Here is a 15064-nt window from a genome sequence, read left to right on the forward strand (position 1 = left end):
TTGAACTTGAAATTTGGCCTCCTTATCCTATTTGTCTGACAAGTGCAAGCTGGTCGGATTTGTGGTAAAATAGATAAGATATGACAAAAAAATTTCATCATGTAACGGTCTTACTTCACGAAACGATTGATATGCTTGACGTAAAGCCCGACGGTATCTACGTTGATGCGACTTTGGGTGGAGCAGGCCATAGCGAGTATTTATTAAGTAAATTAAGTGAAAAAGGCCATCTCTATGCCTTTGACCAGGACCAGAATGCCATTGACAATGCGCAAAAACGCTTGGCACCTTACATTGAGAAGGGAATGGTGACCTTTATCAAGGATAACTTCCGTCATTTACAGGCACGTTTGCGCGAAGCTGGTGTTCAGGAAATTGATGGAATTTGTTATGACTTGGGAGTGTCTAGTCCTCAATTGGACCAGCGTGAGCGTGGTTTTTCTTATAAAAAGGATGCGCCACTGGACATGCGGATGAATCAGGATGCTAGCCTGACAGCCTATGAAGTGGTGAACCACTATGACTATCATGACTTGGTTCGTATTTTCTTCAAGTATGGAGAGGACAAATTCTCTAAACAGATTGCGCGTAAGATTGAACAAGCACGTGAAGTTAAGCCAATCGAGACTACGACTGAATTGGCAGAAATTATCAAGTCGGCCAAACCTGCCAAGGAACTCAAGAAGAAGGGCCATCCTGCTAAGCAGATTTTCCAGGCTATTCGAATTGAAGTCAATGATGAACTGGGAGCGGCAGATGAGTCCATCCAGCAGTCTATGGATATGTTGACTCTGGATGGTAGAATTTCAGTGATTACCTTTCATTCCTTGGAAGACCGCTTGACCAAGCAATTGTTTAAGGAAGCTTCAACAGTTGAAGTTCCAAAAGGTTTGCCTTTCATCCCAGATGATCTCAAGCCCAAGATGGAATTGGTATCCCGTAAGCCAATCTTGCCAAGTGCAGAAGAATTAGAAGCCAATAACCGCTCGCACTCAGCCAAGTTGCGCGTGGCCAGAAAAATTCACAAGTAAGAGGAAAAATGATGGCAGAAAGAATGGAAAAAACAGGTCAAATACTACAGATGCAACTTAAACGGTTTTCGCGTGTGGAAAAAGCTTTTTACTTTTCCATTGCTGTAACCACTCTTATTGTAGCCATTAGTATTATTTTTATGCAGACCAAGCTCTTGCAAGTGCAGAATGATTTGACAAAAATCAATGCGCAGATAGAGGAAAAGAAGACCGAATTGGACGATGCCAAGCAAGAGGTCAATGAACTATTACGTGCAGAACGTTTGAAAGAAATTGCCAATTCACACGATTTGCAATTAAACAATGAAAATATTCGAATAGCGGAGTAAGATATGAAGTGGACAAAAAAAGTAATCCGTTATGCGACCAAAAATCGGAAATCGCCGGCTGAAAACAGACGCAGAGTTGGAAAAAGTCTGAGTTTATTATCTGTCTTTGTTTTTGCCGTTTTTTTAGTCAATTTTGCGGTCATTATTGGGACGGGCACTCGCTTTGGAACAGATTTAGCGAGGGAAGCTAAGAAGGTTCATCAAACCACCCGTACAGTTCCTGCCAAACGTGGGACTATTTATGACCGAAATGGAGTCCCTATTGCTGAGGATGCGACATCTTATAATGTCTATGCGGTTATTGATGAGAACTATAAGTCAGCAACGGGTAAGATTCTTTACGTAGAAAAAACACAATTTAACAAGGTTGCAGAGGTCTTTCATAAGTATCTGGACATGGAAGAATCTTATGTAAGAGAGCAACTCTCGCAACCTAATCTCAAGCAAGTTTCTTTTGGAGCAAAGGGAAATGGGATTACCTATGCCAATATGATGACTATCAAAAAAGAGTTGGAAACTGCAGAGGTCAAGGGGATTGATTTTACAACCAGTCCCAATCGTAGTTACCCAAACGGACAATTTGCTTCTAGTTTTATCGGATTAGCTCAGCTACATGAAAATGAAGATGGAAGCAAGAGCTTGCTGGGAACCTCTGGAATGGAGAGTTCCTTGAACAGTATTCTTGCAGGGACAGACGGCATTATTACCTATGAAAAGGATCGTCTGGGTAATATTGTACCTGGAACAGAACAAGTTTCCCAACAAACGGTAGATGGCAAGGATGTTTATACAACCATTTCCAGCCCTCTCCAGTCCTTTATGGAAACCCAGATGGATGCTTTTCAAGAGAAGGTAAAAGGAAAGTACATGACAGCGACTTTGGTCAGTGCTAAAACAGGGGAAATTCTGGCAACAACGCAACGACCAACCTTTGATGCCGATACTAAGGAAGGAATCACTAAGGACTTTGTCTGGCGTGATATTCTTTATCAAAGTAACTATGAGCCAGGTTCCACTATGAAAGTGATGATGTTGGCTGCTGCTATTGATAATAATACCTTTCCAGGAGGAGAAGTCTTTAATAGTAGTGAGTTAAAAATTGCAGATGCCACGATTCGAGATTGGGACGTTAATGAAGGATTGACTGGTGGCAGAATGATGACTTTTTCTCAAGGTTTTGCACACTCAAGTAACGTTGGGATGACCCTCCTTGAGCAAAAGATGGGAGATGCTACCTGGCTTGATTATCTTAATCGTTTTAAATTTGGTGTTCCGACCCGTTTCGGTTTGACGGATGAGTATGCTGGTCAGCTTCCTGCGGATAATATTGTCAACATTGCGCAAAGCTCATTTGGACAAGGGATTTCAGTGACCCAGACGCAAATGATTCGTGCCTTTACAGCCATTGCTAATGACGGTGTCATGCTGGAGCCTAAATTTATTAGTGCCATTTATGATCCAAATGATCAAACTGCTCGGAAATCTCAAAAAGAAATTGTGGGAAATCCTGTTTCTAAAGATGCAGCTAGTCTAACTCGGACTAACATGGTTTTGGTAGGGACGGATCCGGTTTATGGAACCATGTATAACCACAGCACAGGCAAGCCAACTGTAACTGTTCCTGGGCAAAATGTAGCCCTCAAGTCTGGTACGGCTCAGATTGCTGACGAGAAAAATGGAGGCTACTTGGTTGGTTCTACCAACTACATTTTCTCGGTTGTAGCTATGAACCCTGCTGAAAATCCTGATTTTATCTTGTATGTAACGGTTCAACAGCCTGAACATTATTCAGGTATCCAATTGGGAGAATTTGCCAACCCAATCTTGGAGCGGGCTTCAGCTATGAAAGAATCTCTCAATCTTCAAACAACAGCTAAAGCTTTGGAGCAAGTAAGTCAACAAAGTCCTTATCCTATGCCTAGTGTCAAGGATATTTCACCTGGTGATTTAGCAGAAGAATTGCGTCGCAATCTTGTACAACCCATCGTTGTGGGAACAGGAACGAAGATTAAAAACAGTTCTGCTGAAGAAGGGAAGAATCTTGCCCCGAACCAGCAAGTCCTTATCTTATCTGATAAAGTAGAGGAAGTTCCAGATATGTATGGTTGGACAAAGGAGACTGCTGAGACCCTTGCTAAGTGGCTCAATATAGAACTTGAATTTCAAGGTTCGGGCTCTACTGTGCAGAAGCAAGATGTTCGTGCTAACACAGCTATCAAGGACATTAAAAAAATTACATTAACTTTAGGAGACTAATATGTTTATTTCCATCAGTGCTGGAATTGTGACATTTTTACTAACTTTAGTAGGAATTCCGGCCTTTATCCAATTTTATAGAAAGGCGCAAATTACAGGCCAGCAGATGCATGAAGATGTCAAACAGCATCAGGCAAAAGCTGGGACTCCTACAATGGGAGGTTTGGTTTTCTTGATTACTTCTGTTTTGCTTGCTTTCTTTTTCGCCCTATTTAGTAGCCAATTCAGCAATAATGTGGGAATGATTTTGTTCATCTTGGTCTTGTATGGCTTGGTCGGATTTTTAGATGACTTTCTCAAGGTCTTTCGTAAAATCAATGAGGGGCTTAATCCTAAGCAAAAATTAGCTCTTCAGCTTCTAGGTGGAGTTATCTTCTATCTTTTCTATGAGCGCGGTGGCGATATCCTGTCTGTCTTTGGTTATCCAGTTCATTTGGGATTTTTCTATATTTTCTTCGCTCTTTTCTGGCTAGTCGGTTTTTCAAACGCAGTAAACTTGACAGACGGTGTTGACGGTTTAGCTAGTATTTCCGTTGTGATTAGTTTGTCTGCCTATGGAGTTATTGCCTATGTGCAAGGTCAGATGGATATTCTTCTAGTGATTCTTGCCATGATTGGTGGTTTGCTCGGTTTCTTCATCTTTAACCATAAGCCTGCCAAGGTCTTTATGGGTGATGTGGGAAGTTTGGCACTAGGTGGGATGCTGGCAGCTATCTCTATGGCTCTCCACCAAGAATGGACTCTCTTGATTATCGGAATTGTGTATGTTTTTGAAACAACTTCTGTTATGATGCAAGTCAGTTATTTCAAACTGACAGGTGGTAAACGTATTTTCCGTATGACGCCTGTACATCACCATTTTGAGCTTGGGGGATTGTCTGGTAAAGGAAATCCTTGGAGCGAGTGGAAGGTTGACTTCTTCTTTTGGGGAGTTGGGCTTCTAGCAAGTCTCCTGACCCTCGCAATTTTGTATTTGATGTAAGAATGGCACCCTGATGTTTCAGGGTGTTTTTGTGTTTAAATACACAATGAAAATCAAAGAACAAACTAGAAAGCTAACTTTAGACTGCTCAAAATATAGTAGATTGAAACTAGAATAGTACACATCTACTTCTAAAATATTGTTAGAAATCGATTTGACTGTCCTGATTGATTTGTCCTGTTCTTATTTCATTTCACTATACAGTTTTGAGATGGTTGATAGAACTGACGAAGTCAGCTCAAAACACGGTTTTGAGATTGTAGATAAGGAGAAGCTGATGTGGTTTGAAGAGGTTTTCGAAGAGTGTAAAAAAATATTGGTCAGTTAAAGTCAAAGCTCTTGACCTTTTCTGACCAATGTAGTATATTATGAACGTAAGGTAAATGAAAGCCTTACTAGAACACTTATTTAAAGTAAAATAGAAAGAGGTGGGTCTATGTTTCATCTAGAAATCTTCAGAAGTAAAGATAGTCTACTCCTGCTTGAAAAAGAAAAACCAGAAATAGTACGTAGGGTAGCGGTTTAGCTAGTCTAAATTTTTTAAAACAAAGGTCAAAGATAGTCAATATCAGTAATCATAATTAAGTAAACAAAAAGAGGTAAAGAATATGAATAACAATTTTAATAATTTTAATAACATGGATGATTTATTTAACCAATTGATGGGTGGTATGCGAGGATACAGTTCTGAAAATCGCCGTTACTTAATTAATGGACGCGAAGTCACACCTGAGGAATTTGCTCACTATCGTGCGACTGGTCAATTACCAGGAAATGCAGAAACTGATGTGCAAATGCCACAACAGGCATCAGGTATGAAACAAGACGGTGTCCTTGCAAAACTAGGTCGAAACTTGACAGCAGAAGCGCGTGAGGGCAAGTTGGATCCTGTTATCGGACGAAACAAGGAAATTCAAGAAACATCTGAAATCCTCTCACGCCGCACCAAGAACAATCCTGTTTTGGTCGGAGATGCAGGTGTTGGTAAGACAGCAGTTGTCGAAGGTCTAGCGCAAGCCATTGTGAACGGAGATGTTCCTGCTGCTATCAAGAACAAGGAAATTATTTCTATTGATATCTCAGGTCTTGAGGCTGGTACTCAATACCGTGGTAGCTTTGAAGAAAATGTCCAAAACTTAGTCAATGAAGTGAAAGAAGCAGGGAATATTATCCTCTTCTTTGATGAAATTCACCAAATTCTTGGTGCTGGTAGCACTGGTGGAGACAGTGGTTCTAAAGGACTTGCGGATATTCTCAAGCCAGCTCTCTCTCGTGGAGAATTGACAGTGATTGGGGCAACAACTCAAGACGAATACCGTAACACCATCTTTAAGAATGCTGCTCTTGCTCGTCGTTTCAACGAAGTGAAGGTCAATGCTCCTTCAGCAGAGAATACTTTTAAAATTCTTCAAGGCATTCGTGATCTCTATCAACAACACCACAATGTCATCTTGCCAGACGAAGTCTTGAAAGCAGCGGTGGATTATTCTGTTCAATACATTCCTCAACGTAGCTTGCCAGATAAGGCTATTGACCTTGTCGATGTAACGGCTGCTCACTTGGCTGCTCAACATCCAGTAACAGATGTGCATGCTGTTGAACGAGAAATCGAAACGGAAAAAGACAAGCAAGAAAAAGCAGTTGAAGCAGAAGATTTTGAAGCAGCTCTAAACTATAAAACACGCATTGCAGAATTGGAAAAGAAAATCGAAAACCACACAGAAGATATGAAAGTGACTGCAAGTGTCAACGATGTGGCTGAATCTGTGGAACGAATGACAGGTATCCCAGTATCGCAAATGGGAGCTTCAGATATCGAACGTTTGAAAGATATGGCTCATCGCTTGCAAGACAAGGTGATTGGTCAAGATAAGGCCGTAGAAGCTGTAGCTCGTGCTATCCGTCGTAACCGTGCTGGTTTTGATGAAGGAAATCGCCCAATCGGCAGCTTCCTCTTTGTAGGGTCTACTGGGGTTGGTAAGACGGAGCTTGCTAAGCAATTGGCACTCGATATGTTTGGAACCCAGGATGCGATTATCCGTTTGGATATGTCTGAATACAGTGACCGCACAGCTGTTTCTAAGCTAATTGGTACAACAGCAGGCTATGTGGGTTATGATGACAATAGCAATACCTTAACAGAACGTGTTCGTCGCAATCCATACTCTATCATTCTCTTGGATGAAATTGAAAAGGCTGACCCTCAAGTTATTACCCTTCTCCTCCAAGTTCTAGATGATGGTCGTTTGACAGATGGTCAAGGAAATACAGTAAACTTCAAGAACACTGTCATTATTGCGACCTCAAATGCTGGATTTGGCTATGAAGCCAACTTGACAGAAGATGCGGATAAACCAGAATTGATGGACCGTTTGAACCCCTTCTTCCGTCCAGAACTCCTCAACCGCTTTAATGCAGTCATCGAGTTCTCACACTTGACTAAGGAAGATCTTTCTAAGATTGTAGATTTGATGTTGGCTGAAGTTAACCAAACCTTGGCTAAGAAAGACATTGACTTGGTAGTTAGTCAAGCGGCTAAAGATTATATCACAGAAGAAGGTTACGACGAAGTCATGGGGGTTCGTCCTCTCCGTCGCGTGGTTGAACAAGAAATTCGTGATAAGGTGACAGACTTCCACTTGGATCATTTAGATGCTAAACATCTGGAAGCAGATATGGAAGATGGCGTTTTGGTTATTCGTGAGAAAGTCTAAGACAGAATTTTGAGGATAAAAAAGAAGGAGCCAGCTGAAAAAAACTGGTTCCTTTTGAGGTATGACGGGCATGTCGTGTAGTAGAGGTGTACTATTCTAGTTTCAGTCTACTATAGTAGCTCAGAAGTCGGTACTTAAACGTGCTATATCAAAACCAGTCCTGGAAAAACGTGGACTGGTTTCGTGTTTGGATTATTACCTTGAACGACATGCGTTAAAAGTTAGTTGAACCGCCGTATGCCGAACGGCACGTGCGGTGGTGTGAGAGGGGCTAGAGATTATCCCCTACTCGATTTTAAATCACATGACGTTCAAAGGCATCATCTGAAATCCCTTGTTCCAAGATGAGTTTTGCCCATTCTTTAGCAGAGAAGAGGCTGTGGTCCTTGTAGTTTCCGCAAGATTCGATGGTTGTCCCTGGGACATCTTCCCAAGTAGTAGTTTCAGCGATTTCCTTGAGCGAATCCTTGATAACAGCTGCGATTTTAGCACTGGCGTGACGTCCCCACATAATCATGTGGAAGCCTGTGCGGCAACCAAATGGTGAACAGTCAATCATGCCGTCAATGCGGGTACGGATGAGTTTGGCTAAGAGGTGCTCGATAGTGTGAAGGCCGGCAGTAGGGATCGAGTCTTCATTGGGTTGCACTAAACGAATATCATAATTGGAGATGACATCTCCCTTTGGCCCTGTTTCTTCCCCAATCAAGCGAACATAGGGTGCTTTGACAATGGTGTGGTCAAGTTCAAAACTTTCGACAATAACTTCTTTTGACATGGTAAATCCTTTCAGTTTTCTTCTCTCATTATATCATAAAGGTTGCTCCTGAGACAGAGAGAAAACCTCTCCGAGGCTGGAGAGGTTGAAATCTTTACTTACGATATAAGCGGTCGTATTGGTAGTATGGGTCAAAGGTTACGTTGATACCCAGTTTACGAAGGACATTCTTGTCTTCATCAGTCAAGATGATGGTTGAGTGGGCTTCGCTTCCTTTGAGGTTGCCGAGTTCTTCCATAGCGCGGGCAGCATCAGGATTTTCTGTAGCTGTGATAGCAAGTGCAATCAGGATTTCATTTGAATGAAGGCGTGGATTGTGGCTACCGAGATGATCGATTTTAAGACCTTGGATTGGCTTAACAACTTCAGGCTCGATTAGTTTTACTTCTTTAGCGATGTCAGCTGATTTTTTGATGGCGTTGATCAAGGCAGCGGCTGTAGGGCCAAAGAGTTCTGAGTTCTTACCAGTGACGATTTCCCCATTTGGCAATTCAAAGGCTAGGGCTGGTCCACCAGTTTCTTCTGCTTTTTGGCGCGCAACGACAGCAACCTTACGGTCTGCAGGTGTGATACCGAGGTCGTTCATGAGCAACTCAATTTTCTTGACGGCAGCTTCGCCAACTTTTTCAGCTTTGAAGTCAAGAACTGTTTGATAGTAACGGCGGATGATTTCTTGTTTAGAAGCTTCGACAGCAGCCTCGTCATCTGTAATAGCGAAACCAACCATGTTGACACCCATATCTGTCGGTGAAGCGTATGGTGATTTTCCGAGAATACGTTCCAACATGCGCTTGAGCACTGGGAAGATTTCGATATCACGGTTGTAGTTGACAGTGGTTTCTCCATAGGTTTGAAGATGGAAGGGGTCAATCATGTTGACATCATCAAGGTCAGCTGTGGCAGCTTCATAAGCCAAGTTAACTGGGTGATGAAGGGGAAGATTCCAAACAGGGAAGGTTTCAAATTTAGCGTAGCCAGACTTGATGCCATTGATTTGGTCGTGGTACATATTGGACATACACGTTGCCAATTTTCCAGAACCGGGTCCAGGAGCGGTTACGACAATCAAGTTGCGACTGGTTTTGATGTAGTCGTTTTTGCCCATGCCTTCTGGGGAAATGATGTGATCCATATCCGTCGGATATCCTTTGATTGGATAATGAAGATAAGAATCAATTCCGTTTTTCTCAAGTTGGTTGCGGAAGGCATCTGCAGCGGGTTGGCCAGCGTATTGTGTAATGACAACGGAGCCGACAAAAATCCCTAATTCATTGAATTTGTCAATCAAACGAAGAACTTCTTGGTCATAAGAAATGCCTAAGTCGCCACGTGCTTTGGAATGTTCAATGTTGCTAGCATTAATGGCAATCACAACCTCAACCTGCTCTTTCAATTCTTGCAAGAGCTTGATTTTGTTGTCAGGTTCATAACCAGGAAGTACACGAGCAGCGTGGAAATCTTCTAACATTTTACCGCCAAATTCTAAGTAGAGTTTGCCGTCAAATTGGTTAATGCGTTCCAAAATATGGTCGCGTTGTAAATTCAAATATCGTTCAGAACTAAAAGCTTGTTTTTTCATTTTTTTACCTCTGACCTCTATTATAATAAAAAATTGGAAGTTAGGAAACTACGGAGTTAAAAAAGGAATCAAAAAGATTAGGCGAACGCTTGCATAAAAATCTGAAAAGCGCTATCATAGACTATAGATTATTAAAATAATGAGGTAAGAAGATGCAAGAAAAATGGTGGCACAATGCCGTAGTTTATCAAGTTTATCCAAAGAGTTTCATGGACAGCAACGGAGATGGAATTGGCGATTTGCCAGGAATTACCAGTAAGTTAGACTATCTAGCCAAGCTAGGGATTACAGCGATTTGGCTTTCTCCCGTTTATGACAGCCCTATGGATGATAATGGCTACGATATTGCTGATTATCAAGCGATTGCAACGATTTTTGGAACCATGGAGGATATGGATCAACTGATTGCGGAAGCTAAGAAGCGTGATATTCGTATCATCATGGACTTGGTGGTCAATCATACCTCGGATGAACATGCTTGGTTTGTAGAGGCCTGTGAAAATCCTAATAGCCCTGAGCGAGACTACTATATCTGGCGCGATGAACCCAATGACCTAGATTCTATCTTTAGTGGGTCTGCTTGGGAATACGATGAAAAGTCAGGTCAATACTATCTCCACTTTTTCAGTAAGAAACAGCCGGATCTCAACTGGGAAAATGAAAAACTTCGCCAGAAAATTTATGATATGATGGACTTCTGGATTGATAAAGGTATTGGTGGTTTCCGTATGGATGTTATTGACATGATTGGCAAAATTCCTGACGAGAAGGTAGTCAATAATGGTCCTATGCTTCACCCCTATCTCAAGGAAATGAATCAGGCCACCTTTGGAGCTAAGAATCTCTTGACAGTAGGGGAAACCTGGGGAGCAACGCCAGAGATTGCCAAGCTCTACTCTGACCCAAAGGGGCAAGAATTGTCTATGGTCTTCCATTTTGAACATATCGGTCTTCAGTATCAGGAAGGTCAGCCTAAATGGCACTATCAAAAAGAGCTGAATATCGCTAAGTTAAAAGAAATCTTCAACAAATGGCAGACAGAGTTAGGAGTTGAGGACGGCTGGAATTCCCTCTTCTGGAACAACCATGACCTCCCTCGTATTGTCTCAATCTGGGGAAATGACCAAGAATACCGCGAAAAATCTGCCAAAGCCTTTGCAATCTTGCTTCATATTATGAGAGGAACTCCTTATATCTACCAAGGTGAGGAGATTGGGATGACCAACTATCCGTTTGAAACGCTGGATCAAGTAGAAGATATTGAATCCCTCAATTATGCGCGTGAAGCTCTTGAAAAAGGTGTTTCGCTGGAAGAAATCATGGACAGTATACGTGTCATTGGACGTGACAATGCCCGTACCCCTATGCAATGGGACGAGAGCAAAAACGCTGGTTTCTCAACAGGTCAACCTTGGTTGGCAGTGAATCCAAACTATCAAGCAATCAACGTTCAAGAAGCGCTGGCAAATCCAGATTCTATTTTCTATACTTATCAGAACTTGGTCCAAATCCGTAAGGAGAACAGCTGGCTGATTCGAGCTGACTTTGAATTGCTTGATACGGCTGATAAGGTCTTCGCCTATATCCGTAAAGATGGCGACCGTCGTTTCCTAGTTGTGGCTAACTTGTCCAATGAAGAGCAAGTCTTTGTAGTAGAAGGAAATGTCAAATCTGTCTTGATTGAAAACACCCTAGCTCAAGAAGTCTTTGAAAAACAAATCTTAGCTCCATGGGATGCTTTCTGTGTGGAATTACTATAAATATTTTTTACAGAAAAATTTAAAATTGAAATCGCATAAAAACAAGGGAGGGCTGTATGAAAAGGCAGAAATCCTTTGTTTTTTATAACCAAGGTTTATAAACTTTCATTCTCGAAATTCAATTAACTTTACAAATTTCCACTATTTTGGTAAAACAAACCTATGTTACAAAAACTAACATAAAGTAGAAGGGAGATGAATACAAAAAAGAGTGTCCTTAGTGCAGGCCTGACTTTTGCATTTGCCTTGCTTTTAGCTGCTTGCGGACAATCAGGTTCAGATACAAAAACTTACTCATCAACCTTTAGTGGAAATCCAACTGCATTTAACTACTTGTTAGACTACTACGCTGATAATACAGCCATCATTACCAACCTAGTTGATGGTTTGCTTGAAAATGACAATTACGGAAATCTAGTTCCGTCTTTAGCAGAGGACTGGTCTGTTTCAAGCGGCGGTCTGACTTATACTTACAAATTGAGAAAAGTGCCAAATGGTTCACGGCTGACGGTGAAGAGTACGCCCCAGTTAAGGCACAAGATTTTGTGACAGGTATCAAGTACGCAGTGGATAATAAATCACAGGCCATTGACTTGATTCAAAACTCGATTAAGGGCTTGACTGATTATTTTACAGGAGCGGATTCTGACTTTTCTAAGGTTGGGGTGAAGGCCATTGACGACCAGACTGTTGAGTATACTTTGTCACGGCCAGAACCTTACTGGAACTCAAAAACAACCAACAGTATTCTTTTCCCAGTAAACGAAGAGTTTTTAAACTCAAAAGGGAAAGATTTTGGTACCCTATCTCCAGATAGTATTCTCTACAGCGGACCTTATTTGTTAAAAGATTTCACATCAAAATCATCAATCGAGTATGTGAAAAATCCGCATTACTATGATCATGACAAAGTATCAATTGAACATGTGAAATTGGCCTATTTTGATGGTTCAGACCAAGAATTGACCATCCGTAACTTTGAAAGTGGAGCTTATTCTATCGCTGGGGTTTATCCAAATAGTTCTAACTTTGCTAAGACCAAGGAGAAATATAAGGATAATATCGTCTATAGCTTGCAGGACAAGACTTCTTGGTATTTCAATTTCAACGTTAACCGTAAGGCCTACAATCACACTGCTAAAACGACAGATGAGCAGAAGAAGTCAACTGAGACAGCTGTTTTGAACAAGAACTTCCGCCAAGCGGTGAACTTTGCCTTGGACCGCACAGCCTATTCTGCTCAGTCAAATGGGGAAGAAGCAGCTAGCAAGACTCTTCGTAACACCCTAGTACCTCCTACATTTGTCCAAGTTGGAGACAAGACCTTTGGAGAAGTAGTCGCTTCTAAATTGGTCAACTACGGAACAGAATGGTCAGGTATTAACCTGGCAGATGCTCAGGATGCCTATTTCAACAAAGAAAAAGCCCAAGCAAAATTTGCGGAAGCTAAAAAAAATTGGCAAGTCAAGGTGTGACTTTCCCAATTCACTTGGATGTTGCAGTTGATCAGACAAGTAAAAATGCTGTGACAGGCATGAACTCAGTTAAGTAGACCCTTGAGTCGGTTTTGGGGGCTGATAACATCGTCATTGATGTTCAGCAACTTTCAACAGATGATTTTAATAATGTAGCCTTCTTAGCACCGACAGCAGCTGATAGAGACTATGATTTGAACTTTGATGGCTGGGTAGGTGACTATCAAGATCCATCAACTTATCTCAATCCTTTCAATGCAGAGGATGGATTCTACCTTAAGATTTTTGGACTAGATGCCAAGGAAGATAAGGAAAAAATCACTAGCCTAGGTCTGGATACCTATACTAATATACTTAAAGATGCAGATAGTGAAAATAAAGATGTAGCCAAACGTTACGAAAAATATGCTGAAGCACAGGCTTGGATGATTGATAATTCTCTGATTATGTCAGCTATGTCAAGTGGTGGAACAGCATCTGTAACCAAAGTAACGCCATTTACAAGAGGCTATTCATTGGCTGGTATTAAGGGTGATGGCAATAACTACAAGTACATGAAACTGCAAAAGACACTGTGACGACTAAACAGTTTGAAGAAGCTAAGACCAAATGGGATCAAGAAAGCAAAAAAGCAATCGAAAAAGCCCAAAAAGAAGCAGAAAAACATGTTAAATAGTTAGAAATAGCCTTTTCAAGCAAAATCCTAAAGACAAACATCAGTTTTGGTGCTTGTCTTTTTAAATCACTCGGCTATCGAAAACTGAGAAATGATTTGTTTTGTGCTAAAATAGATTGAAACGAATACTCAATAAAAATCAAAGAGTAACTGGGAAGTCAGCTCAAAATACTGTTTTGAGGTTGCAGATGGACGCTGACGTGCTTTGAAGAGATTTTCGAAGAGTATAAAGATCCTCTCTTTTACTATAGTTAAGGAGATGTAAAGATAAGTGATAAGGAAGAGACTATGTACGACTATCTAATCGTTGGTGCTGGTTTGTCGGGAGCAATTTTTGCTTATGAGGCGACTAAGCGTGGAAAAAAAGTAAAAGTTATTGATAAACGTGACCACATTGGTGGAAATATCTACTGTGAGAATGTAGAAGGGGTTAATGTTCATAAATATGGTGCCCATATCTTTCATACTTCTAATAAAAAAGTTTGGGACTATGTCAATCAATTCGCTGAGTTTAACAATTATATCAACTCGCCTCTAGCTAATTACAAGGGTAGCCTTTATAATCTACCTTTCAATATGAATACTTTCTATGCTATGTGGGGTACAAAAACTCCTCAAGAAGTGAAAGATAAGATTGCTGATCAAACGGCTCATATGAAGGACGTTGAACCTAAAAACTTGGAAGAACAGGCTATCAAGTTGATTGGTCCAGATATTTATGAAAAATTGATTAAAGGATATACTGAAAAGCAATGGGGACGTTCTGCTACTGACCTTCCACCGTTTATTATTAAACGTCTACCAGTTCGTTTGACCTTTGATAATAATTATTTCAATGACCGTTACCAAGGAATTCCAATTGGTGGGTATAATGTCATTATCGAAAATATGCTCAAGGATGTGGAAGTAGAACTTGGTCTTGACTTTTTTGCCAATCGTCAAGAATTAGAAGCTTCTGCTGAAAAAGTTGTCTTTACAGGGATGATTGACCAATACTTTGATTATAAACATGGTGAGTTAGAATACCGTAGTCTTCGTTTTGAGCATGAAGTTTTTGATGAAGAAAACTATCAAGGAAATGCTGTAGTGAACTACACAGAGCGAGAAATTCCTTATACTCGCATTATTGAGCATAAACATTTTGAGTATGGTACACAAGCTAAAACGGTTATTACTCGAGAATACCCAGCTGATTGGAAACGTGGAGATGAGCCTTATTATCCAATCAATGATGAGAGAAACAATGCTATATTTTCCAAATATCAGGAAGAAGCGGCAACAAATGACAAGGTTATTTTCTGTGGTCGTTTAGCAGATTATAAATACTACGACATGCATGTGGTCATCGAACGGGCTTTGGAAGTGGTCGAGGAAGAGTTGGGACAATAATGCAAGGATTCCGTTATTTTAGAATCTTTGCTACTTAAGATTTTTATACTAAACTAAAATAAAAAAGTATTATATAATAGTAATATGAAATCAAC

At 40.8% G+C, this 15064-nt stretch carries 9 protein-coding genes and 1 pseudogene; 8 read left to right on the forward strand and 2 right to left on the reverse strand.

The genetic code is table 11. From position 1 onward, the window contains the following. Window positions 1–80: 80 nt before the first annotated feature. The 5 genes from rsmH (at window position 81) to B4W83_RS05825 (ending at window position 7312) form a co-directional block, all read left to right on the forward strand. Window positions 81–1031: a 16S rRNA (cytosine(1402)-N(4))-methyltransferase RsmH gene (rsmH, locus tag B4W83_RS05805; protein WP_000161988.1), complete on the forward strand. Its 951-nt coding sequence runs from the start codon at window positions 81–83 to the stop codon at window positions 1029–1031. Between the two features lie 11 nt (window positions 1032–1042). Next, entirely contained in the window at window positions 1043–1360 is a 318-nt protein-coding gene (gene ftsL / locus B4W83_RS05810) for a cell division protein FtsL (protein ID WP_000840840.1), read from the forward strand. Window positions 1361–1363: 3 nt separating this feature from the next. Continuing rightward, a complete protein-coding gene (gene pbp2X, locus B4W83_RS05815; RefSeq protein WP_000872244.1) occupies window positions 1364–3616 on the forward strand; it encodes a penicillin-binding protein PBP2X in 2253 nt (750 codons plus the stop codon). Between the two features lies 1 nt (window position 3617). Next, complete coding sequence (mraY, locus tag B4W83_RS05820) at window positions 3618–4598, forward strand: phospho-N-acetylmuramoyl-pentapeptide-transferase (RefSeq protein ID WP_000470827.1); 981 nt, start codon at window positions 3618–3620, stop codon at window positions 4596–4598. 608 nt (window positions 4599–5206) lie between these two features. Continuing rightward, on the forward strand, window positions 5207–7312 hold the full coding sequence (locus B4W83_RS05825; RefSeq protein WP_001063376.1) for an AAA family ATPase: 2106 nt from the start codon (window positions 5207–5209) through the stop codon (window positions 7310–7312). A 295-nt stretch (window positions 7313–7607) separates the two neighbouring features. Here B4W83_RS05825 and B4W83_RS05830 read toward each other — a convergent pair whose 3' ends face one another. Together B4W83_RS05830 and B4W83_RS05835 are read right to left on the reverse strand one after the other, a co-directional pair. Continuing rightward, the gene (locus B4W83_RS05830) at window positions 7608–8090 is read right to left on the reverse strand and encodes an S-ribosylhomocysteine lyase (RefSeq protein WP_000032561.1); all 483 of its coding nucleotides are present in this window, start codon (window positions 8088–8090) and stop codon (window positions 7608–7610) included. Window positions 8091–8184: 94 nt separating this feature from the next. Then, window positions 8185–9669 carry a DUF1846 domain-containing protein gene (locus tag B4W83_RS05835; protein ID WP_000743635.1) on the reverse strand — a complete coding sequence of 495 codons (1485 nt, stop codon included), beginning with the start codon at window positions 9667–9669 and terminating at the stop codon, window positions 8185–8187. A 152-nt stretch (window positions 9670–9821) separates the two neighbouring features. On the opposite strand from B4W83_RS05835, the gene B4W83_RS05840 reads away from it, so the two are divergent. The 3 genes and pseudogenes from B4W83_RS05840 to glf all read left to right on the forward strand — a co-directional run bounded on the left by B4W83_RS05840 (window position 9822) and on the right by glf (window position 14969). Next, a complete protein-coding gene (locus tag B4W83_RS05840) occupies window positions 9822–11429 on the forward strand; it encodes a glycoside hydrolase family 13 protein (RefSeq protein WP_001156807.1) in 1608 nt (535 codons plus the stop codon). Window positions 11430–11624: 195 nt separating this feature from the next. After that, window positions 11625–13580: pseudogene (locus B4W83_RS05850) on the forward strand (peptide ABC transporter substrate-binding protein). A 288-nt stretch (window positions 13581–13868) separates the two neighbouring features. After that, window positions 13869–14969: a UDP-galactopyranose mutase gene (glf, locus tag B4W83_RS05855; RefSeq protein WP_000272518.1), complete on the forward strand. Its 1101-nt coding sequence runs from the start codon at window positions 13869–13871 to the stop codon at window positions 14967–14969. Window positions 14970–15064: the final 95 nt, after the last annotated feature.

The organism is Streptococcus pseudopneumoniae ATCC BAA-960 = CCUG 49455, from assembly GCF_002087075.1.
Taxonomy (GTDB): domain Bacteria; phylum Bacillota; class Bacilli; order Lactobacillales; family Streptococcaceae; genus Streptococcus; species Streptococcus pseudopneumoniae.